Source organism: Rhizobium sp. K102, from assembly GCF_022385315.1.
GTDB classification, from domain to species: Bacteria; Pseudomonadota; Alphaproteobacteria; order Rhizobiales; family Rhizobiaceae; genus Rhizobium; species Rhizobium croatiense.
Window position 1 is genome coordinate 883792 of record NZ_CP092436.1, and the last position, 23553, is coordinate 907344.

The following is a 23553-nucleotide window of genomic DNA, read 5'->3' on the forward strand; positions in this document are numbered from 1 at the left end:
TTTTAGGGATTGGAGGCGAGACGATGAGGCGCGTGAAGACGAGGCGAAGCGACGGGCGAGAAGCCGGTCATGCGAGCCACGCTGCCAAGTCGGCACGGCGGTCCCCAATCCGGTGGCGGCGGGTTTGGCGGGAATGCCAATCCCATACTCCGTCATGCTCGGCGGCCTTGAGCCGAGCATCCATGCCGCTGGTGTCGATGGGGGCGATGTGGATGCTCGGCTCAAGGCCGAGCATGACGGAGGGTGAGGCGGGCCGAGGAGAGCCACTGCAGCCGATGTGCCACCATCAGGCATTGCCATCCGCCAGTTCAACCAAACAATGTCGACGCCGGCTGATCTGACCTTGCGCGGCAGCGAGGGTCATGCGGGGGAAATCGGATTAGAATATGCGGAAAATGGCAGCCCAGGTTTAGGGCTTGTCGGTGAGTTGGCAAAAAAATAGAGCATTTCCGAACTCAAACAAAATCGGAAATGCTCTTATAGTTCGTGCGAAGCTATTCCGGTGGCTTCGCACCGCTCGCAACTCACTCGTGGCTATTCATCTGACGTCGTCAACGCGGCGTTCTCGAGCGAGGTGCGGATCTGATCAATCTTGCCGTCGGCTTCGCCAACGCCGAGAATGGTCTTGGCTTCGTCCAGAACCGCCGGGCTCACCTCGCCGGTTTTGGTGGCGGAAGCCAAGGCATCCTCCAGCGCCGCATCGCCCAGCACGGGGTCGTCGGCTGCGGGCTCGATTCCGTTGTCGAGCTCATACTGGGCGTAGGCCACGGCGTAGGCCGAAATGGCAGCCATGCGCGGGTCCGATGTGTTCATCAGCGCCCGATAATTCCGTTTCAAGGAATTCAGGCCCTTAAGCTGCGCCGAAAGGTTCTTCTCTTTCGTGCTTTTGGCTGCGGTGTCTGTCTTGCCGGATTTGTTCTTGCCGGCTGCCTCTGACGATTTGCCTCTCACGGACTGCGATTTGGAGCTGCCATGATTTGAACCGCTGTTCTGGCCGCCACCATTTCCGTTGCCGCCGCCGTGACCGCCACCATTGCCGCCCCCGCCACCATTGCCGCCGCCGTTTCCGCCGTCCTTTGCAAGTGCGGCCATGTCCAGCCCGACAATCGTTGCCGGGCTCGCTGCAAGCGCCAGCGAAAGCACGGCAAGGGACGCTAAGGTTGCTATCCGCATCGTTTTTCTCCGAATGAGACCATCAGATGCCGTGCACAGCACGACGTGAACTGACTCGAAAGATAGATTGCTATCGCGCGTTGCACATCGGACTGAGGTCCGGTTCAGGGTAGCGGCTATGGTCTTAGATGAAGCACAGCGGCGCGCCGCGCCGGCGATCATGGCCGAAGCTCACGAAGGCACGAAACCGCTTCAGGGAAGACTATCGCGAGGTTTCCAGACGGTGATCGCCACTCAGAAGGTTCAGCCAGGCCCGTGCCACTTTCTCCGCGCCTGAGCCCCCGATATGGCAGTCGTCGTAGCGGTCGTCTCCATCGAGCAACGCGTCGGTATTTACGCCCTCTCGGATACCGTGGCCGCTTTTTGACAGGGCCAGTTGCGCCCGCACGATCGCATTGTCCGGAATATGCTCCTTGAAGCCGCCGTTGCTCGGTTCGAGGCATTTCGATGCGATCGAAATGTAAACGCGTGCTTCGACGCCGTGCTGGCGCAATGTGTCGACCATCGACAGGAAACGTGCCTGATAGTCCTCCGCAGTGGTGCCCAAAACGAGGTCTGCCTCTCCTTGCATCCAGAGGACGCTCGTTATCCGATAGCCGGAATCCTGAAGCTGTTTCATTGTATCGACCAGCACCGGATTGAGGTCACCGCCTGCCGCCCATCGTGCGACCTCGGATCCGGAATATGCGAGAGGTGCGAGGATGACGTTGTCATTTTGCCCCGATGCGATCAGGTGGTTCCCGAGGAGCGTCCAGTACTCTCCCTTGGTATCGGTCGCTCCAAGCAGTGGCGACGCCGCGATGAAGCACCGTTTGTCAAAGGCGTTTACAACGCGAGCGCCATAATTTGACCGGTGCCGTTGTCCACCGTCGTTGGCCGCGTTAGATTGGCCAAGAAGCAGTAAGACAGCGGTTCGATCGGTTTGCGTCGGACAGGTCACAGGCGTTTTTGATTCATCCCCGATGAGTCGTTCCTTGCCGTCGAAAGTATAACGGCTGGGAGCCGCTGCCTTCTCGCCGCCAACCATTGTCCTCAGGGCGGAAAGTTGTGGCCAAGGAAAGATCTCATGTCTCGCGCTCATGCCGCCGACAAAGTACATGGCGACCAAGGCGGCCAGGCCGACTGCTATTGTATTGCGCATGTCGTTATCTTCTAAACATCATCCGATGGAGTGGAGCCTGTCGGACCGATCAGGGCTGCTACGGCCATGAAGGTTCCGTTACATCAGCCATATTTGCTTGTTCGGGCATGCTCTTTAAAAAAGAGTTCGTCGCGAAGATCGAGCCCCATCGACGACTACTTGCGCGGAGTCGCCGGAAACCTGTTCTTAACTATAGTCCGGACCGGTGATTGCAATCATCCGGTTGGGTGAGAGATCGTGCCTGCTATGGAGCATGCAGTCCATGGAGATAACCCGTTGCTCGTTCATGGAACGGCGGCCGCAGATCAGGGCGGCGGGTTAGCGGAGCACCGGTTACCATACGGCACGCCTTTGTGAGGCAGCCGAGTTTGGGGAGACGCCAACCTCTACCTCCGTCGTCCTCGGGCTTGACCCGAGGACCCATGCCGCTGGCGCTGGTGGCGCCGTGTCGATGCTGGGCTCAAGGCCGAGCATGACGGAAGTGAGACATCGTCACCTCACACTCCGGCATTCCCAGGGTCCCGACACGAGGACAAGATTGAGGGTGGTGGTGCCGGCCGGGGAAAGCGTCCCATAGGCTGGCCTGACGACGCTTCCGCAACCCCGCGTGCCTTATAGAACGCTGGAGTTTGGCGAGACGCCAACCCCAATCTCAGTCGTCCTCGGGCTTGACCCGAGGGCCATGCCGCAGGCGCTGGCGGGTGCCGTGTGGATGCTCGGCTCAAGGCCGAGCATGACGGAGCGGGTGGGCGAGTCATCGTCACCTCGCACTTTGCCATTCCAAGGGTCACGACACGAGGGCGAGATGAGGGTGGTGGTGGCGCATGATGAGGCATCCGCGAGCCGGTGTGCTTTGTAAGTCGGCCGAGTTTGGCGAGACGCCAACCCCAATATCCGTCATCCCAGGGCTTGACCCGAAGACCCATGCCGCTGGCGCTGGCGGGTGCCGTGTGGATGCTCGACTCAAGGCCGTGCATGACGGAGGTGGGGTGGTCGTCGTCACCTCACACTCCGGGCCGAAATCGGCTTCGCCCCAACTCACGCCAGGCGCAAATCCAGCAGCGGGTGCAACTTCTTCAGATTCGGAAGGGATTTCGCTTGCCAGGGATGTTGGTTGGTGCCCTTCACAATGAGGAGGAGGTCACCCATTTTTCTGGCTTCGATCGTCAATTTCGCCAGGAGATTGATCCCCGAGGAATTGAGGAATTCGAGGCCGGTCAAGTCGAAGGTCACCTGTTTGTGCCCTTCGTGAAGGAGGGTTGTTATCAATGAATAAATCGGTGCATAGGCATCGGGTCCCGCCAGGCGGAACACGCCGTCGAAAAAGACTTCATTCTTTTCCGCCCATACGCGGAAGTTTTCGTCGCTGATTTCCATTCTTGGCTCACAAATTGGAGGAGGGTGGCATCGCCACGGCTGCCGTCGTCGTCAATATGATGTGCTCGTCGTCATTTTCTTCGAATGTCCATGCCATTCTTGCATCGTAATCGCTCAGAAGGGTGAGCAAACCCAGGCCGGAACCGCCTGCTGACGATATGGCGTTGGTTTCGATTTGCTCAAGAAGCAGAAGGCCGGGTTCCCTCGATTGCAGGCGTTGCAGGAGCTGCTGAAAGCGAGACGCCGTCGCGCTGTCGATGGCGTTCTGCACCCTGATCAAAAAGCTTCCCTTGACCATGCCGGCTTCGATCAGGATCTCGCCGGGCTGTCGAAATTTGACGGCATTTTCAATCAGCTCGTTGCTAAGATATCCGATGTCGTGATGCGCCTGCAGGTAATCCTTCTTCGAACGGGCATAGGGCAGGGCCATGATCTCGGCGATGAAGTCCGACGTCATTCCCGAATGCCGCCATCCAAGCTGGAGCGGCCCATCCCTCAAGGTGAGACGAGCGCCTGAATCCAGACTGATGTCTACCAGAGATTCGAGACCGTAAATTTTGGCCGTCATGTCTCACCTATGCCGCACTGCGAGAAGCGTGATGTCGTCGTAGATTTTCTGTGATCCGATGAAGAGCATTAATGTCGCGACAATTTCCGAAACCACTTTCTCAGCGCTCTGATCCTTCAAACGGAGCGCCTCCCGGCACAGGCGTTCGATGCCGAACAGTTCTCCCGCGTCGTTTTCGGCTTCCGTCACCCCGTCGGTATGCAGGAGTATCAGGTCGCCTTTCTCGAACGCGATTTCACGAGTCTTGATGAAGTCGGAAATATCGGCTTCCAACCCGATCGGGATGCCGAGATCCATGGTGTCGATGCGTTGAATCTCGCCGTTTGCCCGCACGATGACGACTTCCTCGTGCTGTCCTGACAGGATCATGTCTTTGCCGTCATAGTCGAGAAAAGCCAGCGTCAGATGCTTGTCGATCCTGGTCCGCACAATGTTTTTGAACAGGGCGCTGTTCAGATTCGCCAGAAACTCGACGGCGTCGGTATTTCCTGCTTCCTGAAGGGCGCGGGCGACGGATTGGACCATCAGCATCAGCACGCCGCTTTCGAGCCCATGGCCGGTGACGTCGCCGATGCCGATCTTCAACCGCTTGCCGTGCTTCAAGACGTCGTAATAATCGCCGCCGACTTCTTCGGCGGGCCGCATATAGGCTGCGATCTCGATGTCCTGAAAGTCTTCCAGCTCCTGTTGCAGCGGAAGAACCATCATCTGGATTCGCTCGGCGACGGCGAGCTCCGTTCCAAGCCGGCGGTTTTCCCGCTGGAGCTGTGCGTTCAGTGCCGAAATCTCTTCCTTCGCATCTTCGATCTGGGCCGTTCGTTCCTCGACGAGCTGTTCGAGATTTTCGGTGTGATAGCTGATCTGTTCGGCCATGCGATTGAAGGCTTCACCGGCCGCACCGACCTCATCCTTGCTCATTATCGCCACTCTGACGGAATAGTCCTGCGCCTGGATCCGCTTGGCGGCGCCGGCAAGGGCGCTGATTCCGCTGGTTATGCGTTTCGAAGCCGCAAACACGGCGATCGCCACGATCAGCAGCGACATCAGGATTGCGATGATCTGGTAGATCACGATCCGGTTGGTGGCCTCGGATATCTTGGCCTGGGCGGCATAGAGGGAGGCGTCGATTTCCCGTTCCGGCACAACCACCCCGAGCAGCATCGCCTCTTGCCGAACCGGGCCGCTGGACCAGAGATTGGTTGCCGGCAGCTTCTTGACGATGACGATATAGGGAACTTCATTGCCGTCTTTCTGCAACAGCAGGTGCTGGATGCCCTGTTCGCGGTCGAGCGCCAGTTTCGCGATCGCAGGCTGTGAGCTTCCTTTCAGCGAACGCTCCAGCCCGGTCACGCCGGTTCCGCTCGCGCCGCTCGCAGAAACCAGGCCGAGCGTCTTTTCGCCTGTGCTATTGATTGCGACCACGTTGCCGTCGGACATTGCCAGGAATCCGAAGCCGGACTGGGCGACTTTGACATTTTCCACCGTCTGGGCGAGCTGGTCGAGCGTAATGTCGGCGCCGGCCGTCCCGGCGACACCCTGCCTGTCGGCGGTCCAGAGCGGATGAAAGAAACTGACGATCAGCTTGCCGGTGATGGCATCGGTATAGGGCGCCGTCTGTGTGATGTCGTCGGCGACCGGCCGCGTTTTCGCGTCCCTGGCCCAGCTTTGCCAGGACTCATAAAGGCCGGGGAAAAAGAATTCCCAGAAATCGGCCTCGTTGTGCCCGGGGTAGAGGCGATCGAACGTCTGGGCCTGATCGGTGTAGGGCGCCGTCCTGAAGATCGGTCGTTCCTTCGGTCCGATGTAATACATCTGCAGCTTCGAAGCGCCGTGCTGCAGCAGGCTCGGCGCAACCAGGTCGAGAACCGCGCTTGTCTCTATATCGCGCGCAACGTCGGGCGTCGGCTGTTGGTCCTGTCCGAGCAGGTAACCCCAGACGCTGACGACCGAAGCGGAGCCGGGCGCGTTCTGAGACCATTTCCCCTTCTCGTCGTAAGACAGGCTGACGCTGCCGGGCGACGTGCGGGCGATCGCCGTGCCGACGTCGGAATTGCGGGCGGGATTGTCGATCTGTGCCTGCAGCACGCCCGCCAGAGTGTCGACGTCGTTGTGAACCTGCCGCAGCAGCAAATTCACCTGGGCTGCCGTCGAATCGGCATAGGTGCGGATATATTCCTGGCTCGCGGCTTCAAGACCCTGGCCGACTTCGAGCGTTGCATCGCGCGAGAGCCTCTGAACGTTCCAGAGCGCCAGGCCACCGCTGACCAGCAGGTCAAAAAGAACGGCGCCGCCGACGACCAGGATGAACTTTGCTCGAAACGAGCGCAGTCCCATCGGTCTCTTCGATACGTGCCCGTCCATCATAGCGGCTTTCGACCAGAAGCTGCCCAGATCGGCCAGCCTGCATAACCCTTGGGGTGAAGAGCGGCAAAGACGTGATCCTTGAATCCCTGCCGGAATTGGCGAATAAATTCCGCCGAGTTGCCGCGGCGCACCGCCATCTGGCCTGCATAGACGTTTTCCCAGGCTTCGATGATGTCGGCGAAGTCCTGCGGATCGCCGTCAAGATTCGTCACCATGAAGCAGTCGACCTTGATGTCCTCGAAGCCGGCGTTGAGGAGAAGATGGCGGCTTTTCGGTCCCATCTCGACATCCATGTCGAAGTGGCTGAACAATTTGGCGACTTGCTCGTAAGTCCATTTTATCGAGTTGGCATGCGGCTCGCCGAGGCAATGCGAATTCTTTTCGTTGGTAATGTAGACCCGGCCGCCGGGCTTGCAGATGCGATAAAGCTCCCGCAGCAGCATTTCGGGGCGGTCGAAAATCTGCAGCGAGTGCCGGCAGGTGACAAAGTCGAACTGATCGTCTCGAAGCAGCATCTGGGAAGCGTCGCCATAGGTGTATTCGATGCCTTGCAGATCGAAGCCGGCGGCGACCTTGCGGGCATAGTCGAGACTGCGCACGGAATGATCGAGCGCGACAAGGCGCGCCGGTTTGAATTCCCGCTGGACCAAACCCGCAAAATCACCGATGCCGCAGCAGATATCCGCCATGGCGACACCGCTGCGCAGACCGTGGCGCGGCAAAAGTTCGCGTTCGTGCCTCCAGGTCATTTTCGTCTGCGTGCGCAGGATAGGAATGAAAGACTCGTCCTCGACAAAGCTCTGGCCGGGATAGAACGCCGAATCATAGATCTCGACCGACAGGTTCGGCAGCGATGCCGCCAGCATCTCGAACAGCGAAGCAGACCATGCCATCACGCTCGAGGTGATGATCTTGATCTTCCGTTCCGGCCTCGTTCGGCAGCCGGCGGCGAGGATATCGCACAGAGCGGTGAAGGCCGTCATGTTGATGTGCGTCAGACGTTTGACGTTGAGGTAAACGATGCCGCTGTATTTTTCCAAACTCTGCCGCACCAGTTCGAGCGCATCGGCAATCTCGGCAGCACTTTCGGGCCGCATCTTGCCGGACAGCACGAGCTCCTGATTTGTCGGATCAAACCGCACGGTGAAGGGCATGGAAAGCAGGCTCATTGAAAATCCTCGGCCGAGGGGAAATCGGCAATGATGCCGATCCTGTCCGCGCCGTCTTTCTCGATGTGGATGGCGGCGCCGAATATTGCCGCCAAATTGTTGAGCAAAGCCTCATCGGACTTCGTGACCGGGTGATCTGGCCTACCGTCGGGGCTAGGGTGGATTTTGCCTGATCCTGCCCTCACGTGTTTGCGGCGAAATTCCTCATCGCAAGGAAACGCAATTCGCAGCCGATTGTACGTCGCGCTGCGGGCGAGGCTGAAACTTATCGTGCCCCGTCCGTTCGTCGCGCGAAAGGCGAGTTCGATCAGCTCGTTTGCCGCGACTGAAAGAAAGTTGGCGTACCGAGCGGGATCGCTGTGACCCTGGCCGAGAATGTCGGAGAGATATTCGGTAATCTCGTCGCAAAACTGCCATTGAGATTTGAACACCGCAACGTTCATTTCCAGCGATACCATTGGCACAAATGCGTGGTCGTCGAAGCGGGATGCTTCCTCTTCCAATACACCCTCCGTTCGTCGGTCTGGAGCGTCAGATTTGCATGCGATCTAAAAGCACGGCGAAAGATCGGTAAAGCACTATTGTCGAGCGTGGATCTTGGATGCATCCGCCCGGGCAATGAAGTCGTCAATTGCCTCCACGGCAAGCGGCCTGCTCACCAGATAGCCCTGCAGCCTGTCGCAGCCGACGCTGTGCAACCATTCCGCCTGACCCGGCGTCTCGACCCCCTCGGCTGTAACCTGCATGTCGAGGTCATGTGCAAGGTTGACGATGCATCGGACGATTGCCTGACTTTTCAGATCGGTTTCGAGATCGGTGATAAAGTATTTGTCGATTTTGATCGTATCGAAAGGAAATGTTTTCAGATAGCTCAGGGACGAATATTCCGTCCCGAAATCATCCAGCGAAATTCGAATGCCCAGCACATTAAGAGTGTTCAGGGTGTCGATGTTGTTAACGGTGCGCTCGAGCAGCACGCTTTCGGTTATTTCGAGCTCCAGACGTTCGGGCGGAAGTCCGACCAGGTCCAGCGTCTGGGAAATCCGGTCGGTGAGGCCGCTTGTCAGGAATTCAGCCGCTGACAGATTGACGGCGACTAGGTAGTTTTCCGGCCACTTCATCGCCTCATGGCATGCCTGCTCCAAAACCCATGCGCCGATCTCCGGCATCATTCCATCCGCCTCGGCCATCGGAATGAATGACGCCGGCGGAATCTTTCCGAGCAGGGGATGATGCCATCTCAACAATGCTTCGAAGCCGACGATGCAGCCGCCCTCGGCGATAGGCTGGTATTCGACATAGAATTGCTGTTGGACCAGGGCCATGCGAAGACTGCGGCGCAGCAGTTCCCGCTGCTCCAGCAATTCGAGCATTGCCGGGTCAAAGGCTTTTGCCCGCCCGCGCCCCTCTTTCTTGGCGGTGTAGAGTGCGAGGTCGGACGCCTTCATAAGCTCTTCCGGAGTTGTCCCGTCCGTTGGAGCAGTGGATATGCCGATGCTGGTGCCGACAAAGACTGCGATGCCGTTTATGGTAAAGGGCTTTTTGAACGCAGCAACCAGATCCTCTGCCAAACGGTGCGCTTTTGCCGGTTGTCCCGAGCCCACTGATATCACCGTGAATTCATCGCCGGCCAGCCGATAGGCTCTGTCATCGCTGGAAAGGCAGGCGAGAATACGCCTTGCCGCCGATTGGAGAAGCTTGTCGCCGGCGGCATGCCCGAGCGTGTCGTTGACGGGTTTGAAATCGTCTAGGTCGAGCTGCATCAACGACAGAGTCTTGTTCGAGCCTGCATTTTTTTGCAACAGGGTGGTCAGGTCTTCGCTGAACTGGCGCCGGTTCGGCAGTCCGGTCAGCGGATCATGGGTTGCGAGATGCAAGAGCGTTGCGCGTTCATCGTCAACCGGTCCCTCGGATCGGACCACGGCAAACAGGTCGCCGATCCGGTAGATCGTCAGGCCGTGTGAGTCGGGGGCGCCGAGATCGCCCGATATTCGCAACGGCTGGCCGCTATCATCCAGTGAACGGAACGCGAGCGTAACCGCAGTTTTGTCCAGCTCCGGAAAATGCTCCCAGAAGGAGGCGGCTGGTTTGACGGACGGGGGCAGCGCATTGCCGTGCAGATCCTCGATGGGATTGAAATCGCGGTCAAAGAACAAAAGCCGGTCGCTCAAGCTCGAAGCTTCTGCCTCCGGCTTTCCGAGGGCTAGGCGGGCAGCAGGAATTTTCCGCATGTAGGAGGCTCTCCCTATCGAATATCCTACCAGATATTATAGCAACTCTACTCCCGCACAACTTGTGCTCGTTAAGATTTACATTAGGCATTTCTGATTAACAATCCCCAAACCTCCGCCGGGCGTGTTCGCCGCTGTGGACGCCCGCACCGATGAGACGGAGTCGTTTGTCGGCATTGAGAAGCTGCCGCGAGGGGCGGGTGAGAGAAGGAATTAGAGCCATTCCTGGTTAGATTGAAGCATTCTGTTGGCTCAAAAGGAGTCGGCCGGCCGATCAGCCGACCCGTTTCAGCCAACCTCCCGCAGATTTGCCTGGCAAATCTGCAAAGCTGAAAATCTCCGGACGCACCGATCGCTTCGCCATGGCGAAGCGAATGCGGCCGGTGGGCCGGGCATCTCTAGCCAGGATCAAAGGCGATCGGCTCGGGGGTATGCCCCTCGCCAATCCTTTGCCCTGACGAAAACCTGCTCCGGCATCCCGGCGGCCCATCGCGCCGATCGGATATGCGTGGCCTAACCGACGGCCACGCGAACCTCCCCGTCGATCACCTCCGCCGGATAGGTCTTGAGGTTCTCGCAGGCCGGCAGTCGCAGCGCTTCGCCGGTGCGGTAGTCGAAGGCGCCGGAATGTTTTGGACATTCCACCTCGAAATCCATGACCAGTCCATCGGCGAGATGGATCGCCTCGTGGGTGCAGAGACCGGCGGTGCAGTAGACGCTGTCGTCGGGGCCGCGGTAGATCGCGTAGGTGCGCCCGCCGTGGTCGAAGCGGATGACGCCTTCCTGTTCGATGTCGTCAAGTTTGCCAGCTGTGACCCAGGTCATTCGGCGGCTCCTTCGACTTCCAGGCGCGCCTTGCGGGCGGCGAGTTTTTCCTTGCGCCTGCGGTAGCGCTCCTGCATCTGCGCCTCGCCTGCGGGGGAGCCGTCGTGCCAGGTGCCGAACCACTTATCGAGCGGGATCAGCGCGTCGCCGTAATTCACCTCGAAATATTTGTGGTGGAGGTAATGCGCATAGGCGTGGCTATCGACCAGCCCGTCCTTGCCGATCTCGACCTTGTCGAAGCCGACATGGCCCGGAATTGCCCCGAAGCCGGCATAATGCAGCTGGTAGAGCATGATGACCGGGTTGGACGGCAGGAGCAGATGGTAGAAGGCGGTGCCGAAATAGAGCAGGTGCTCGATCGGATGCATCGAAAGCGACGACCAGGGTGAGGGGTTGACCGAATTGTGGTGGACCGAATGCACCCATTTGTAGAGGAAGGGCGTGTGGATGAGCCGGTGGATGCAGAAAAAGTGGAATTCGTGAATGATTGGAACCACGAGCGCGACGAGCGCCAGCGTCCAGGGATTTTCCGCAAAGCCGAGCCACGGCGCATAGCCGTTGGCATAGGCCCAGAGCATGCCGACCTCGACGGCGGTCCAGATCACCACGCCCGACAGGAAGGTGCGCAGCATATTGTCGCGGTTCTGGCTCTGGAACCAGAAGGCACTGTTTTTCTGGTCGGCAGGGAACTTGCCATTGTACTTGAACCGGTTTTCCTGTCGCTTCAGCACATAGAGATGCAGTTCGAAGGCGCCGTAGAACAGCAAGACCGCGATGGCGTTGACGGCGTAGAGCCAGGCGATCCAGCCAGGGCTCAGCGTCCGCATCGTTTCGACCGGGGGGATGATCCAGGCCCAGTAGGCGAGCGCGGAGACGGCAAAAATCAGGTTCCAGGGCAGGAAATAATGCGGCAGCCATTTCAGGACCGCCGTCAGCTGCGGCGGGAAGGCGAAAAGCGGCGCGGTCTCGACCGGCCGATCCGGCGCCCAGTCGCCGCGCCTGTTGCGCTTGCCGAATTTCAGATCATCCATTCGCATCTCCTTCCGGGCGCCGGATGTCTCCGGGCCCGCACATGTTTTTGCTAAAGGAGAGCGCCACTTGCGCCTTGATCCGCCGGGTCCTTGCCGCGCCGAACTCTCCCCGATGCGAAACTAGCAGCGGGAGTTTGGAACGGCGAAGCCTTCCTTGATCAAATTAGATCAAAGCCCTTCCTTGGTGATGGTAATGAAACGGATCGGTGCCTGGTCCGGTTTGATATCGGTCAGGCCGATGCGGTGCAGAACGAGATCGAGCGCCCGGCGCGCCTGCGCCTCCGGCGCCTGGTCGAGCACCACGTCCATGATGCCGTCCAGCAACGCCGTGCGCGTATAGTCGGTCAGTTCGTGCCCGACGAAAAACACGTTACGACCGCCAGGATGTCGGCGCAGCACGTCGATCAGGGCGGAATTGGCGCCGCCGGCATTGTAGAGCCCGGCAAGCTCGGGATACATCTCCAGAGCCGACCACAGCCGGTCGGCGCTGGCGCGCTCCTCGTCGCCGCCGAACCCCAGCCACTCGAAGCTGGAGGCGCCGGGATGATTGCGAAAATAGTCTGAAAAACCGCGGATCCGATCGCGATGCACCTGGTAAATCGGATGGCAGATCGCCACCACCGGTCCCCTCCGAGGTGCCATTCGGCTGATATAGAGCGCGGCGGTCCGGCCGGCGGCGGCGTTGTCGATGCCGATGAATTCGCCGACGCGCTCGGAAGCGCGGGTAACGACGTGGACCACGGGCAGGCCTTGCGAATTTACCTTCTCCACCGCGGCGCCGATCAGGGGGCTGCTCGGCACGGCCAGGATCAGGCCGGCGCGGGGAAGGTCGGTGGACAGGATACGTCGCGCGATCGCCTCGGCATTCATCTCGTCGGTGAAACTGCGGTGCACGACGACCAATGGGTCGAGGGTCGCCGCAATTCTTTCGAAGGCGAGGGAAAGGCGGCGATAGAAGCTCGTTTCCGGCCGCACCATCAGCACTTCTATCCGGAGAAGGCCGCGATGGGCGTCGGGAAGCTTGCGCGGGTAATCCAGGCTGCGCGCGGCGGATATGACCTTCTCGACCAGCTCCGGGCGCACACCGCCGCGCCCGTTCAGGACCCGCTCGACCGTGGCGGTTCCGACGCCGGCGTGGCGGGCGATATCCCGATAATTCGGCTTGCTCATTTCCAACGTCCCCGGACGCTTGCGCGACGTCGGCGATCGTATGCGCAAGCTGTCGTTCTTCATACACCTCAGCCTCAAAACTCACAGCGGTATTCGGGCGGATCCAGTCGAGGCCAGGAGGCTTGTGTCGCGGGGGCGGCCGATCTATGATTTCGGCATTCAGCATGAGATTGCAGGCAGTATTTCACCGTTAAACCGGACGCGAAGGCTTTGTCCGCCGGCCGGGCCGAAGGAGCTGAGCAATGAAAATACTCATGGTTCTCACATCGCATGATCAGCTGGGAAATACCGGCAAGAAAACGGGCTTCTGGCTCGAGGAGCTTGCTGCTCCTTATTTCGTCTTTCGTGATGCCGGGGCCGAGGTCGCGCTCGCTTCGCCAAAAGGAGGTCAACCGCCGCTCGATCCGAAGAGCAACGAGCCGGCGTTTCAGACGGAAGACACGCGGCGTTTCGAACAGGATTCGGCCGCCACAGCCGCGCTTGCCAATACGCTGCGGCTGTCTGACATCGACCAGGCCGACTATGACACCGTGTTCTTCCCCGGCGGCCATGGCCCACTCTGGGATCTGACGAACGACCGCAACGCCCATGCGCTGATCGAGGAGACGCTCGCGGCAGGCAAGCCGCTGGCGCTCGTCTGCCACGCGCCGGGGATCCTGACCAAGGTCAAGGCGCCGGATGGCGGGCCGATCGCCAAGGGGCGGACGGTGACCGGCTTCACCAATTCCGAGGAGGCTGCCGTGCAACTCGTCGAGGTCGTGCCCTATCTGCTCGAAGACGTGTTGAAGGAGCAGGGGGCCAAGTTCTCAGCGACTAAGGACTGGGCCGTGCACGTCGTCCAGGACGATCAGCTGATCACCGGACAGAACCCCGCCTCGTCGAAACAGGCCGCCCGCCTGTTGCTCAACGCGCTGGGCAATCAGGCCGCAGCCTGACGCGCAGGGGCAAACGTGTCTGCGGCGCGGCGCAATTCAGCTTCGCGTGATTTTTCTCGAAGAAAAGATCGGTTCCCTGTCGGGTCGGCGACGGTTTATCCGTCCTTAGCTCGTTCATTCCGTCCACAAAAGGATCGCCACCATGCCAAGCACCATACGCCTGCACCGCGTTTTCGCGACCAGCCCGGAAAAGGTCTATCGCGCCTTCATCGAGGCAGACGCCCTCGCCAAATGGCTTCCGCCGAACGGTTTTCTCTGCACCGTGCATCATCTGGAACCGGCCGTCGGCGGGACCTTCAGAATGTCCTTCCGCAACTTCACGACCGGCAACAGCCACGCCTTCGGCGGCGAGTTCCTCGAGCTCGTCCCGGGTGAACGCGTCCGCTACACCGACAAGTTCGAAGACCCGAACCTGCCGGGCGAAATGGACGTCACCGTCACGCTGAAGAAGGTTTCGGTCGGCACCGAGGTGAATATCACCCAGGCCGGCGTGCCCGACGTCATTCCGCCCGAGGCCTGCTATCTCGGTTGGCAGGAATCGCTGCGCAATCTCGCCAAGGTCGTCGAGCCGGATATCAACGAATAAAGGCGGCTGCGCCAGGTTTGCGAGAGATGGCAGACGCGGCGGATTGCTGCGTCGCCTCGTAACCTGGCGCTGCCTCTCTTCCCGCCATTCCTGCGGTATCCCTCGGGAGAGGCCGAGGGACAGGAATACCCAGCCGGGGCGAATACGGCTACACTTCGATACATTTCGGCCGGAGACTGACATTCGTCAGATACAATCCGAAACGATCCTGCCTGAGAACATCGGTCCGGCAGGAGTTTTCAATGAAGCTTGCTCTTCTTGGCGTATTTGCCATGTCCAGTCTCGCCCTCAGCGCCGCCGTCTTCTCTTCCACGGCGTCCGGCGCCCCACCGGAAAACGCCTCGCCGATCTATGGCGTCACCATTCCTGATGGCTACAGGGACTGGAAATTCATCGCGCCGGCACAGGAAGCGCCGCCACTCGACGAACTGCGTGCGGTCCTCGGCAACGATATTGCCGTTGATGCATACAAGAAGGGCACGCTGCCGTTTCCCGACGGGTCGATCCTGGTGAAGCTTGCCTACAAACGCAAACAATCGACGGAATTTGCGCCGGCGACGGTGCCGGGGGCTCCGACCACGGTGCAGGTGATGGTGAAAGACTCCAAGAAATATCCCGACAGCCATGGCTGGGGCTTCGGAAGGTTCGTCAACGGCAAGCCGGTTGACGCCGCGCAGCACGACACCTGTCTTTCCTGTCATGTCGGCAGTGTGAAAGACCATGATTTTGTCTTCACACGCTACGCGCCTTGAGCTTGCCTAAAGCTCGATGCCGCGGTTCGCCAGCGCCTGGCGCGCCGCCGTCGCGCCCCAGTCCTCGTCGGGATCGCGGCTCTCGATCTCGGTTTCGGCAACTGCCGTTGTTCGGATCAGCGGCACGGAGCCGAAGGGCATGCCGTCGATCCGGCCAGGATCACGGCTGAGGATGATGCGGGTCAGGGGGAGGTAATCCTCCGTCAGCCGGCAGAACAGGATGGCGCCATGTTTTTCGACATCGCGGGCGACGCGGTAGCCGTCGGCCACGAGATCGCCGAGGTTGATCAAAAGATTTCCCCAGTCGCCGATCGTGGTCGCATCCAGGGTGGCGGCGCCGAATTCCATGAAGAGTTCGCATTCGACGCCGTTCTCGGGTTCGGAGATGCCGGCCCAGGGTGTGGAGAGACCGTCGGAGGCAAGGATCATCCTTCCCGGCGCATCGATCGCCAGGATCCGGCGGTGTGGACCGAACCACTTGGTCTGGGCGTAGACATTGGCCGTGGCGCGCTCGGCGGCAAAAGTTTCGTGCATGGTGCCGCGGCTCTGCCAGAAGGCCCGGCGGGCGCTTGCGGCGCGCTCGTAGATCGGGTCGTCGGGGCCGCGCGGCACGATCGCCTGGTCGAAACTGGTTTCGATCGTCACCTGCGCCCGCATGAAAGGAAGGGCCGGCTTCTTCCAGCGGATCACCACCGTGTTGAAGCGCTCGGTCGCTGCCTCATCCAGTTTTTCGACGACATCGCCGATGACGCGCAGCAGATCGCGGGAATCGTCCGACACGGGCTGTCCCGCCGCATCGCGGTAGCCGCCCGTTCTTGAGGAATGGCCGGCCTGCATGGTGGTGGCGGTCCATTCGCCGCTGACGGCGGTCGCCGGCGCCTTGGAGAGAACCGGGACAAGCTCCCGGATCGCATCGTCAATCGAATAGGATCCCACGTCGCCCCTCCGCTGTCGGATGATGTCCCGCTGCGGCCGGCCGGCCGCGAGCCTAAGCTAGGGCAGGGTTGTTGCCAATCAATGACGAGTAGGTCAATCGAGCCGGGCAAGCAGGGCAGTTTGCCAAAGGAGGGGAAATGCCTGCCCTCGCTCCAGTGATCGGCTTGAAGAGCCCGGTAGGAGTGCGCCCACGTCGCTGGGCGCAAAGGATTTATTGAGCGAATGGCCTTATTTACCGGCCAGACGTAGCATCAGCTATCGCTTCAATTGCTCCCATCGTTCGGCCGAGCCTTGGCGCTGTCGTTGCTGCTGTCCGAGGTGGTTTTGCCGTCGGGTTGCTGGCCGAAATAGGTGCCGCCGAGGTGGCCGCCGGCGCTGGTGTTTTTCACCTGCTGTTCGGCGCGTTTCTGAAGATCACGAACGTTGGTCTTGCTCATTTTCGGCTCCATGTTTCAGGGTTGCGACCTTTCACCAACCGATGGGCGGCGACACTGTTCCATGTTTTTTGCGCCGACCGCTCCCGCGGCAATCTCAAAAGGCTGGAACTGTTCCGGCTTTTTGCGGTTCTTCCTACTCAACCAAGGAGAAACGACGATGGGCATGACGACACCCAAGGACGGCGCTCCCGGCACCACCGATCAATCCCCCCGCTGGGAAGGACCGAAGGGCAATAGGCCGCGCGGCTACCTGAAGGCCAAGGACGATCCGGACAAGAACCGCGACGCCAACAACGAAAACAACCGCGACCCTGAAATGAAGGATTTCAGCGACGCGATGAAGCAGAAAGGCGAATGAGATGGGCAATCCCGAGAAAGACGCGGCCGGCCAATTCGCCAAATCCCGGGCCGACCGAAAGGCCAGCGGGGTTGCTGGTGCCAAGCCGACGGTCATCACCGGCTCGGAGGACGCCACGGTCAACCGGAACCCGCCGGGCAAGAAGAAGCCGGAGAAGGATTGGGACATCAACTATGATCCCGCCGAGACGAACGAAGGGCGGATGCGGTAGCTCAGTTTTGTCCGCATCGATTGGCGGCATCCCGGCCTCTTGCGGTTGTTCTGGCATCCGGTGCCAGCGCGCCCGCCCCGTCCTTCGAGGCCCCTTACGCACCTCAGGATGAGGCTCGCTTGGTTGTCTGCGCCAGCCGGACAGCTGCAGCGCATCTCGTGGCCGCCTCCCATCGAGAGCGTTGCAACGTCCATAATCGAGCGCGGCATCCTCCAACATCCCTCTCCTGAAAGGCGGAGCCCGTAGGACGCGCTCTGATCACGACCGGCTCATTCGCCAAAATAAGCCGGGTGGTCGATATCGGCGAGGGGACCGGGCTCGGTCGGCTCCCAACCGAGCAGTGCCTGCGTGTGGGCGCTCGACGTCGGCACGTCGAAGCCGGCGAACATACCGAACTAGCCGAAATGCTCTGCGGCCTCTTCCCGCGACAGCGAGACTGCCGGCACGTTCAGCCGCCGCCCAATGAGTTCGGCGATCTCGCGGAAGGGGACGCCTTCTTCTGCGACCGCCAGGAAGGGGCCGCCCGCGGCGCAGCGCTCCAGCGCCAGGCGGTAGACGCGGGCGGCATCGTGCCGGTGCACCGCCGGCCAGCGGTTCTGCCCTTCGCCGATATAGGCGGAGACGCCTGTGCGCCGGGCGACATCGATCAGGATGGGTACGAAGCCGTGGTCGCCATGGCCGTGTACGGAGGGCGGCAGCCGGACGGTGGAGGTGCGAAGCCCACGCGCGGCAAGCGATACCGCGGTGATTTCGGAGGCGCGGGGATAGGTCTCGGTGGTCGGCATCGGCGGATCCTTCTCGGTGCCGATGCGGCCCGGCGCATGGCCGAGGCCTGCCGTGACCAGCAGGGGATGATCCGATCCCTGTAGGGCTTCGCCGAGCGCTTCGATGGCGCGGCGGTCGAGGGCGCAGTTTTCGGCGAATTTCGAGAAATCATGATTGAAGCCGGTGTGGATGACGCCATCGGCCTCGGCCGCGCCGCGCTTCAGACTTTCCAGATCCTCAAGCGTGCCGCGGTGGACGGCCGCACCGGCGGCCGCCAATTCTTCAGCGCCCTTTTCCGATCGGGTAAGGCCCAGCACCTGATGGCCGGCGGCGATCAATTCGCTGACGACGGCCGAGCCGACCCAGCCTGTGGCTCCGGTGACGAATACGCGCATGTCGATATCTCCGTTTTGGGCTGGAGACACATATCGATCAATGTTGTATCCTGGTAAAGTAGTGGTCTTATCATGGTATAATAGCTAACAGGATGGATGAATTCATCACCTCCGAAAACCGGCTGGGCGCCTATCTCAAGGATAGCCGCGCCAAGCTCGATCCGGCCGCCTTCGGCTTTGCCGGCGAGCGCCGCCGCACGCCGGGCCTGCGTCGCGAGGAGGTGGCGAGCCGCGCCAATATCAGCCCGACCTGGTATACCTGGCTGGAGCAGGGCCGCGGCGGCGCGCCGTCCGCCGATGTGCTCGACCGGATCTCGCGGGCGCTGATGCTGACTGATATCGAGCGCGAGCATCTTTTCCTCATCGGCCTCGGCCGCCCGCCCGAGGTGCGCTATCGCAGGCAGGACGGCGTGACGCCGCGCCTGCAGGGCGTGCTCGATGCGCTGGACCCGAGCCCGGCGCTGATCCGCAACGCCATCTGGGACGTCATCGCCTGGAACCGGGCGGCGACTGTGCTTCTGACCGATTACGGCGCATTGCCGCCCGAAGAGCGCAACGTGCTGCGCTTCATCTTCCTCGATCCGCGCGTGCGCGCCGCCCAATATGACTGGGAAAGTGTGGCCCGCTTCGTCGTTGCCGCCTTCCGGGTGGATGCCGCCCGCGCCGGTGCCGCCGACCAGGTGAAGCCGCTCGTCGACGAACTCTGCCGCAGGAGCCCGGAATTCCTGGCCATGTGGCGGGACAACGACGTGCGCACCCACGGCGAGGGCGCCAAGCACATCAAGCACCCGGTGCTAGGGCTGCTCTCCTTCGAATATTCGGCGTTTCAGGTGGATGGCCGGCCCGACCTCAGCATGGTGGTGTATAATCCGGCGACGGCCGAGGATGCAGCGAAGATTGAGGGATTGGTGGGCGTCGGGCGGGGGCGGTCGTCTACCTCATCGACATCAGGTTTGTCATAGTTCCTGCCCTGATTTCGAGCGTGGGCCGATCTGGTATTTGATAACCTATATCATCCAGCTGGTCCCGCGTAAGTTTCCTGACTGCCCTTCGTGTTGCGGCGGCTTGCCATCGCGCCTTCGCTGCTTTTATTATCGACACGGCGCCTTTCAGCGCCGCTCCGAGCAAGCCTATTCCGACTGCACGGCGCCAGGCGAGAATTTGTATATCGGGCATTGTCGATCTCCGTTGCTGATCATGATCGACCTTGCCAAACCGATGGGCCGCCGCTGTTCGGCTAGGCGTTAACGGCGGCGAAAACGCCGTTAAATGCGTGTTAAATCGATCGATCGGGGTGGCGGTTTCGTCGGGCAGTGGGCGATTGGAGGCAACTGGTGCGCATTCGTTTGCTTGGCGGCCTCGACGTCACATCCCCTGACGGTGGGCGAATTCGTTTTTCAACGCGCAAGACTTCGCTTCTTTTCGCGGCCCTGGTCCTGGCCGGCCGCCGGGGCCACCGGCGCGAGCCGCTTGCCGAAGCATTCTGGCCGGGACGTGGCGATGCGCAGGCACGCAATAGCCTGCGGCAGGCGCTCGTCGACATCCGGCGCGCGTTTCCCGGCAGCGGCGATGCTGCGATCCAGATTGAGGGCGATCAGGAAACGGTCGCGCTGAAAGCCGGTTTGCATGAAGTCGACACCTGGATGTTCGATCGCAAACTGGAGGAAGGCGGCCCTGCCGATCTCGTCATTGCCGCCGATCTTTATCGCGGCGACGTCCTGGCAAGTTTGGCTATTCCTGAGGAGCTGGACGAATGGTTCGCATCCTATCGAAGCACGTATCAGCGCAAAGCGCTGCAACTGGTGGAGCGGCTGAGCCTCTCCTGGACGGTGGCCGGTTCTGCGCAAGAGCTTGCCTGCGAGGGGTTGGCGGAAAGACTGCTTGTTGCGGATCCCACTGCGGAGCCGTGTCATCGCTTTGATGCGGATCCACGTCAATCGCGGTCACGGAAATGCGGCTCTGCGTCAACTCGAATTATGTCGCGCCGCCTTGAAAAAGCATCTCGGCGTCGAGCCCGAGGCGGAGACGAAAGGGCTTGCAACGTCGCTGCGGACAGACAAGGAAACTGACCGTCCGGGGGCAAGCTCATCTCACATCATTCCGCAGCCGCCGGTCCTGTGGCCGCAGGCGACGCATTCGGACCGGCCGTCAGTTGCGGTCTTGCCTTTTCACAATCTAAGCGGAGATCAGACGCAAGACTATTTTGCCGACGGGGTCGTCGAGGACATCATTACCAAGCTCGCTCAGTTTCGCCACCTGTTCGTCATCGCCTGTCAGTCGAGTTTTGCCTATCGCGGGGAGGCTGTCGATATAAGGCAGATCGGTTTGAATCTGGGTGTGCGCTATGTTGTCGAGGGAAGTGTGCGCAAGGCTGGGGAACGGCTGCGCATCAGCGGACAGCTCATCGATTCCTCAACCGGCCTCCACCTCTGGGCAGATCGCTTCGATGGGGCTCTCGTCGAGGTCTTCGATCTCCAAGACCAATTTGCCTCGAGCATTGTCGGCGCCATCGCCCCAAGGGTAGAGGAGGCCGAAATCGAGCGCTCCAAACTCAAGCCGACGGAGAGCCTTGACGCCTACGACTATTACTTGCGTGGCGTAGCGGTTCACGATCGAGCGGTGATCAGCAGGGAATCCATCGACAGCGCCCTGCAACTTTTCATGAGAGCGATCGAACGAGACCAGGCCTTTGCCGCCGCTTATGCTCGCGCGGCGCGCTGCTATGCATCGCGAAAAAGCCACCGGTGGATGGCGGATCGCGCGAAAGAAACCGCAGAAGCCACCCGGCTTGCCAAGAGGGCGATTGAACTGGGAAGAGACGATGCAATCGCTCTTTCCTATGGCGGATATGTTCTCGGATATGTCGGCGGCGACCTCGATGATAGCGCCCTCTGCATCGACCGCGCGCTCCTGCTCAATCCGAACCTGGCCGTGGCCTGGGGTTACAGCGCATGGATAGAGGCTTGCTTGGGGAAGCCGGACAAGGCCATTGAGCGTGCTGCGCAGGCAATGCAGTTAAGTCCGCGCGATCCTCGGCTGTTTGCCTTGGAGTTCAACACAGCACTCGCCCACTTCTGCGCCGGGCGCTATGTGGACGCCATTGGCTGGGCAAGAAAGGCTCTGCGCGCGCAGCCGAATTATGCGAGCGCGATACGCATCGCGGCGGCAAGTTACGCTCTCGCTGAGCGGTCGCTGGAAGCCAAGGAAATGATATCTCGTCTGCGCGAACTTGACCCTACACTGCGGCTTTCTAACCTGTCGGACGTGCTGCCGCCTTTCCGGCGGCCAGATGATCGAACCCGCTATATCGAGGGGCTGCGAAGAGCTGGCCTCCCTGAATAACCCCACGGGTCTATCGCGATAAGAAAATGGCGTCTTGAATTCGGCATGTCGAAAACCGCAGTTGTGGGGCGCAGCCCGAGAGGGCGAAGTCTAAATATACTACCATTGATAGAAAAACATTGACCTTCTCCTGCAAAGGCTGTTTTCTCTTGCCGACCAGAGAAATGGATCTTGAAGGAGATATCCATGACAGTGTCTGCACCCGTAGCGAGCGACGATTACCTCAGCGCCTCCGAAAACGACGTGATTTCGGGCAATCTGCTGGCCAATGACGTGGCCGGCGCCAGCGGCCATATGGCTCTCGGCTTCTTTGATGGCGAGCGGGTTGTCGCCAAGCAGAGCGGGCAGGTCACCGATATCGCCGGCGAGTATGGCACGTTTCACGTCATGGCAGACGGTTCCTATACCTACACGCTGAACGAGGCGGCCAAGCAGGATTTCCGGGACGGGATGACGCTGCGCGAGACAATCGGCTACAAGATGTCCGATGGCGCCGGCAATACCGATTTCGGCCATTTCACGCTCGACATTCATGGGGCGACCAGCCCACCGGTCGCGGTCGACGATGCCTTCAGCTTCCGCGAAGGCGGCGCGATGGCGGGCAACGTGCTTGCCAACGACATCGCCGGGGAGGCGGGTCATCTCTTCTTGCGCTCGGCCGAGGGCGCCAGTGTCAGCGCCGATCGGAGCACCGATGTCGCCGGCGAGTTCGGCACCTTCCACTTTTCGGCCGACGGAAGCTTCACCTATGATCTCGACCCGGCTGTCAAGGCGGGCCTGAACGATGGCGAGCATGTCACAGAGAAGCTTGAATATTACAAGATCTCCGACGGCGCGGGTCACACGGATGCCGGCGTGATCACCCTGACAGTCAACGGCCTGACGGACGGAAAGTCGTTGAACACCAATCATGTCGAGGCGCAGGCGGAGGTAGTGCGGCCCTTCCTGGACCATTACGAACTCCAGGGCGTCGCGATCGATCCGCAAACGGGTAAGTATTACGTCAGTTCCGGCCATGGTTTCCCGGACGATTCCATGGTGTACATTTACGACAACGCCGCGGCATTTGAAGCCGACAACGCCAGCGGCGCCATCTCTCTTGGCGACTATGACCTTGGCCAATATGACATCGGCGGAACCTATTTTGCGGTCCGCGGCGGGGAGATCATCGGAAGAACCAACGAGGCGAGGGGCGGAGAGGAGCCTTTCCCCGATCAGACCTATCTCGCAAAGTGGGATGCTTCAGATGGATCGCTCGATCAGAAGGGCGACCCGATCCCCGGCCTTATCGGCGAGAACGGGGCGGGTACGTTCGACTGGGGCGGGTTCACCGCCGTCAACACGATCCAGGATTCGACCGGCATTTACGTCGTCGGCCGCATCGGTGATTCCACCTGGCAGGTCTCCAAGATCGATCCCGACACGCTGAACCCGATCGAATCCAAGACCTTCGCGGCGGGCGGGCTCGGCTATGGCTTTGCCGTCGACGGCACCTTCTTCTTCGGCGATTCCTTCAACAGCGAGCATATCGGCATGGCATTCGATTTCGAAACCGGGGTCAAGACGGCAATCGACGTCAACATCGCCATACCAGGAGACGACTCCACCACCAACGTGGCCTATGACGCGGCGGCGGATTCCATCTACATCACCAACTCCGAGACCGACGAAATCTCCGTGGTGCACAACATCTCGGAGATATTGTTCGCCTGAAAGCCCTAAAGCGCGTCGCATCAAATTTGATTCATGCGACGCGCTTTAGCCCTTTGTTTTTATGCATGTCGTTG

At 60.5% G+C, this 23553-nt stretch carries 22 protein-coding genes and 1 pseudogene; 9 read left to right on the top strand and 14 right to left on the bottom strand.

What is annotated here, in order from left to right; translation table 11 throughout:
- Nucleotides 1-534 precede the first annotated feature (534 nt).
- From MHI61_RS10185 to MHI61_RS10235, 11 genes are all read right to left on the bottom strand, one after another.
- A complete protein-coding gene (locus tag MHI61_RS10185) occupies nucleotides 535-1173 on the bottom strand; it encodes a hypothetical protein (protein WP_239792822.1) in 639 nt (212 codons plus the stop codon).
- Nucleotides 1174-1375: 202 nt separating this feature from the next.
- Nucleotides 1376-2314 (bottom strand): sialate O-acetylesterase, encoded by a 939-nt coding sequence (locus tag MHI61_RS10190; protein ID WP_239791901.1) that lies wholly within the window; start codon nucleotides 2312-2314, stop codon nucleotides 1376-1378.
- Between the two features lie 1038 nt (nucleotides 2315-3352).
- A complete protein-coding gene (locus tag MHI61_RS10195) occupies nucleotides 3353-3691 on the bottom strand; it encodes a hypothetical protein (RefSeq protein WP_010030401.1) in 339 nt (112 codons plus the stop codon).
- Nucleotides 3692-3698: 7 nt separating this feature from the next.
- Nucleotides 3699-4259 (bottom strand): hypothetical protein, encoded by a 561-nt coding sequence (locus MHI61_RS10200; protein ID WP_239791902.1) that lies wholly within the window; start codon nucleotides 4257-4259, stop codon nucleotides 3699-3701.
- Nucleotides 4260-4262: 3 nt separating this feature from the next.
- On the bottom strand, nucleotides 4263-6623 hold the full coding sequence (locus tag MHI61_RS10205) for a SpoIIE family protein phosphatase (RefSeq protein WP_239791903.1): 2361 nt from the start codon (nucleotides 6621-6623) through the stop codon (nucleotides 4263-4265).
- Entirely contained in the window at nucleotides 6620-7792 is a 1173-nt protein-coding gene (locus MHI61_RS10210; RefSeq protein ID WP_239791904.1) for a class I SAM-dependent methyltransferase, read from the bottom strand. The genes MHI61_RS10205 and MHI61_RS10210 overlap by 4 nt, the downstream gene beginning before the upstream one ends.
- Nucleotides 7789-8295 carry a hypothetical protein gene (locus MHI61_RS10215; RefSeq protein WP_239791905.1) on the bottom strand — a complete coding sequence of 169 codons (507 nt, stop codon included), beginning with the start codon at nucleotides 8293-8295 and terminating at the stop codon, nucleotides 7789-7791. The genes MHI61_RS10210 and MHI61_RS10215 overlap by 4 nt, the downstream gene beginning before the upstream one ends.
- Nucleotides 8296-8370: 75 nt before the next feature.
- Nucleotides 8371-10023 carry an EAL domain-containing protein gene (locus MHI61_RS10220; RefSeq protein ID WP_239791906.1) on the bottom strand — a complete coding sequence of 551 codons (1653 nt, stop codon included), beginning with the start codon at nucleotides 10021-10023 and terminating at the stop codon, nucleotides 8371-8373.
- A gap of 513 nt (nucleotides 10024-10536) precedes the next feature.
- Nucleotides 10537-10848, bottom strand: coding sequence for a MocE family 2Fe-2S type ferredoxin (locus MHI61_RS10225; RefSeq protein ID WP_239791907.1), 312 nt, complete (start codon nucleotides 10846-10848; stop codon nucleotides 10537-10539).
- Nucleotides 10845-11879 carry a sterol desaturase family protein gene (locus tag MHI61_RS10230; protein WP_239791908.1) on the bottom strand — a complete coding sequence of 345 codons (1035 nt, stop codon included), beginning with the start codon at nucleotides 11877-11879 and terminating at the stop codon, nucleotides 10845-10847. Before MHI61_RS10230 ends, MHI61_RS10225 begins: the two co-directional genes overlap by 4 nt.
- A 168-nt stretch (nucleotides 11880-12047) precedes the next feature.
- Nucleotides 12048-13049 carry a LacI family DNA-binding transcriptional regulator gene (locus tag MHI61_RS10235; protein ID WP_239791909.1) on the bottom strand — a complete coding sequence of 334 codons (1002 nt, stop codon included), beginning with the start codon at nucleotides 13047-13049 and terminating at the stop codon, nucleotides 12048-12050.
- A 242-nt stretch (nucleotides 13050-13291) separates the two neighbouring features.
- Here MHI61_RS10235 and MHI61_RS10240 point away from each other — a divergent pair, with 242 nt between their 5' ends.
- The 3 genes from MHI61_RS10240 (at nucleotide 13292) to MHI61_RS10250 (ending at nucleotide 15322) form a co-directional block, all read left to right on the top strand.
- Nucleotides 13292-13984, top strand: a complete 693-nt coding sequence (locus MHI61_RS10240; protein WP_239791910.1) for a type 1 glutamine amidotransferase domain-containing protein — start codon at nucleotides 13292-13294, stop codon at nucleotides 13982-13984.
- A gap of 142 nt (nucleotides 13985-14126) precedes the next feature.
- The gene (locus MHI61_RS10245; protein WP_064682539.1) at nucleotides 14127-14570 is read left to right on the top strand and encodes an SRPBCC family protein; all 444 of its coding nucleotides are present in this window, start codon (nucleotides 14127-14129) and stop codon (nucleotides 14568-14570) included.
- A 242-nt stretch (nucleotides 14571-14812) separates the two neighbouring features.
- The gene (locus tag MHI61_RS10250; protein ID WP_239791911.1) at nucleotides 14813-15322 is read left to right on the top strand and encodes a cytochrome P460 family protein; all 510 of its coding nucleotides are present in this window, start codon (nucleotides 14813-14815) and stop codon (nucleotides 15320-15322) included.
- A gap of 6 nt (nucleotides 15323-15328) precedes the next feature.
- Here MHI61_RS10250 and MHI61_RS10255 read toward each other — a convergent pair whose 3' ends face one another.
- Both MHI61_RS10255 and MHI61_RS10260 read right to left on the bottom strand, forming a co-directional pair.
- On the bottom strand, nucleotides 15329-16258 hold the full coding sequence (locus MHI61_RS10255; RefSeq protein WP_239791912.1) for a hypothetical protein: 930 nt from the start codon (nucleotides 16256-16258) through the stop codon (nucleotides 15329-15331).
- 263 nt (nucleotides 16259-16521) lie between these two features.
- On the bottom strand, nucleotides 16522-16695 hold the full coding sequence (locus tag MHI61_RS10260; protein WP_097584329.1) for a hypothetical protein: 174 nt from the start codon (nucleotides 16693-16695) through the stop codon (nucleotides 16522-16524).
- 157 nt (nucleotides 16696-16852) lie between these two features.
- Between MHI61_RS10260 and MHI61_RS10265 the strand changes: the two genes are divergently transcribed.
- Both MHI61_RS10265 and MHI61_RS10270 read left to right on the top strand, forming a co-directional pair.
- Nucleotides 16853-17053, top strand: a complete 201-nt coding sequence (locus MHI61_RS10265) for a hypothetical protein (protein ID WP_239792823.1) — start codon at nucleotides 16853-16855, stop codon at nucleotides 17051-17053.
- Between the two features lies 1 nt (nucleotide 17054).
- Entirely contained in the window at nucleotides 17055-17264 is a 210-nt protein-coding gene (locus tag MHI61_RS10270) for a hypothetical protein (RefSeq protein ID WP_239791913.1), read from the top strand.
- Between the two features lie 269 nt (nucleotides 17265-17533).
- Here MHI61_RS10270 and MHI61_RS10275 read toward each other — a convergent pair.
- Nucleotides 17534-18424, bottom strand: a pseudogene (locus tag MHI61_RS10275) (SDR family oxidoreductase).
- Between the two features lie 92 nt (nucleotides 18425-18516).
- Between MHI61_RS10275 and MHI61_RS10280 the strand changes: the two are divergent.
- From MHI61_RS10280 to MHI61_RS10295, 4 genes are all read left to right on the top strand, one after another.
- Complete coding sequence (locus MHI61_RS10280) at nucleotides 18517-19386, top strand: helix-turn-helix transcriptional regulator (protein ID WP_239791914.1); 870 nt, start codon at nucleotides 18517-18519, stop codon at nucleotides 19384-19386.
- Nucleotides 19387-19758: 372 nt separating this feature from the next.
- The gene (locus MHI61_RS10285) at nucleotides 19759-20493 is read left to right on the top strand and encodes a hypothetical protein (protein ID WP_239791915.1); all 735 of its coding nucleotides are present in this window, start codon (nucleotides 19759-19761) and stop codon (nucleotides 20491-20493) included.
- Nucleotides 20414-21766, top strand: a complete 1353-nt coding sequence (locus MHI61_RS10290) for a CadC-family transcriptional regulator (protein WP_345774865.1) — start codon at nucleotides 20414-20416, stop codon at nucleotides 21764-21766. The genes MHI61_RS10285 and MHI61_RS10290 overlap by 80 nt, the downstream gene beginning before the upstream one ends.
- A 186-nt stretch (nucleotides 21767-21952) precedes the next feature.
- Nucleotides 21953-23479: an Ig-like domain-containing protein gene (locus tag MHI61_RS10295; RefSeq protein WP_239791916.1), complete on the top strand. Its 1527-nt coding sequence runs from the start codon at nucleotides 21953-21955 to the stop codon at nucleotides 23477-23479.
- Nucleotides 23480-23553 lie beyond the last annotated feature (74 nt).

Bases quoted from the DNA above. Each gene is read 5' to 3' on its own strand.
- MHI61_RS10185 (WP_239792822.1), bottom strand. From the start codon at position 1,173: ATGCGGATAGCAACCTTAGCGTCCCTTGCCGTGCTTTCGCTGGCGCTT.
- MHI61_RS10190 (WP_239791901.1), bottom strand. From the start codon at position 2,314: ATGCGCAATACAATAGCAGTCGGCCTGGCCGCCTTGGTCGCCATGTAC.
- MHI61_RS10195 (WP_010030401.1), bottom strand. From the start codon at position 3,691: ATGGAAATCAGCGACGAAAACTTCCGCGTATGGGCGGAAAAGAATGAA.
- MHI61_RS10200 (WP_239791902.1), bottom strand. From the start codon at position 4,259: ATGACGGCCAAAATTTACGGTCTCGAATCTCTGGTAGACATCAGTCTG.
- MHI61_RS10205 (WP_239791903.1), bottom strand. From the start codon at position 6,623: ATGATGGACGGGCACGTATCGAAGAGACCGATGGGACTGCGCTCGTTT.
- MHI61_RS10210 (WP_239791904.1), bottom strand. From the start codon at position 7,792: ATGAGCCTGCTTTCCATGCCCTTCACCGTGCGGTTTGATCCGACAAAT.
- MHI61_RS10220 (WP_239791906.1), bottom strand. From the start codon at position 10,023: ATGCGGAAAATTCCTGCTGCCCGCCTAGCCCTCGGAAAGCCGGAGGCA.
- MHI61_RS10225 (WP_239791907.1), bottom strand. From the start codon at position 10,848: ATGACCTGGGTCACAGCTGGCAAACTTGACGACATCGAACAGGAAGGC.
- MHI61_RS10230 (WP_239791908.1), bottom strand. From the start codon at position 11,879: ATGGATGATCTGAAATTCGGCAAGCGCAACAGGCGCGGCGACTGGGCG.
- MHI61_RS10235 (WP_239791909.1), bottom strand. From the start codon at position 13,049: ATGAGCAAGCCGAATTATCGGGATATCGCCCGCCACGCCGGCGTCGGA.
- MHI61_RS10240 (WP_239791910.1), top strand. From the start codon at position 13,292: ATGAAAATACTCATGGTTCTCACATCGCATGATCAGCTGGGAAATACC.
- MHI61_RS10245 (WP_064682539.1), top strand. From the start codon at position 14,127: ATGCCAAGCACCATACGCCTGCACCGCGTTTTCGCGACCAGCCCGGAA.
- MHI61_RS10250 (WP_239791911.1), top strand. From the start codon at position 14,813: ATGAAGCTTGCTCTTCTTGGCGTATTTGCCATGTCCAGTCTCGCCCTC.
- MHI61_RS10260 (WP_097584329.1), bottom strand. From the start codon at position 16,695: ATGAGCAAGACCAACGTTCGTGATCTTCAGAAACGCGCCGAACAGCAG.
- MHI61_RS10265 (WP_239792823.1), top strand. From the start codon at position 16,853: ATGGGCATGACGACACCCAAGGACGGCGCTCCCGGCACCACCGATCAA.
- MHI61_RS10270 (WP_239791913.1), top strand. From the start codon at position 17,055: ATGGGCAATCCCGAGAAAGACGCGGCCGGCCAATTCGCCAAATCCCGG.
- MHI61_RS10280 (WP_239791914.1), top strand. From the start codon at position 18,517: ATGGATGAATTCATCACCTCCGAAAACCGGCTGGGCGCCTATCTCAAG.
- MHI61_RS10295 (WP_239791916.1), top strand. From the start codon at position 21,953: ATGACAGTGTCTGCACCCGTAGCGAGCGACGATTACCTCAGCGCCTCC.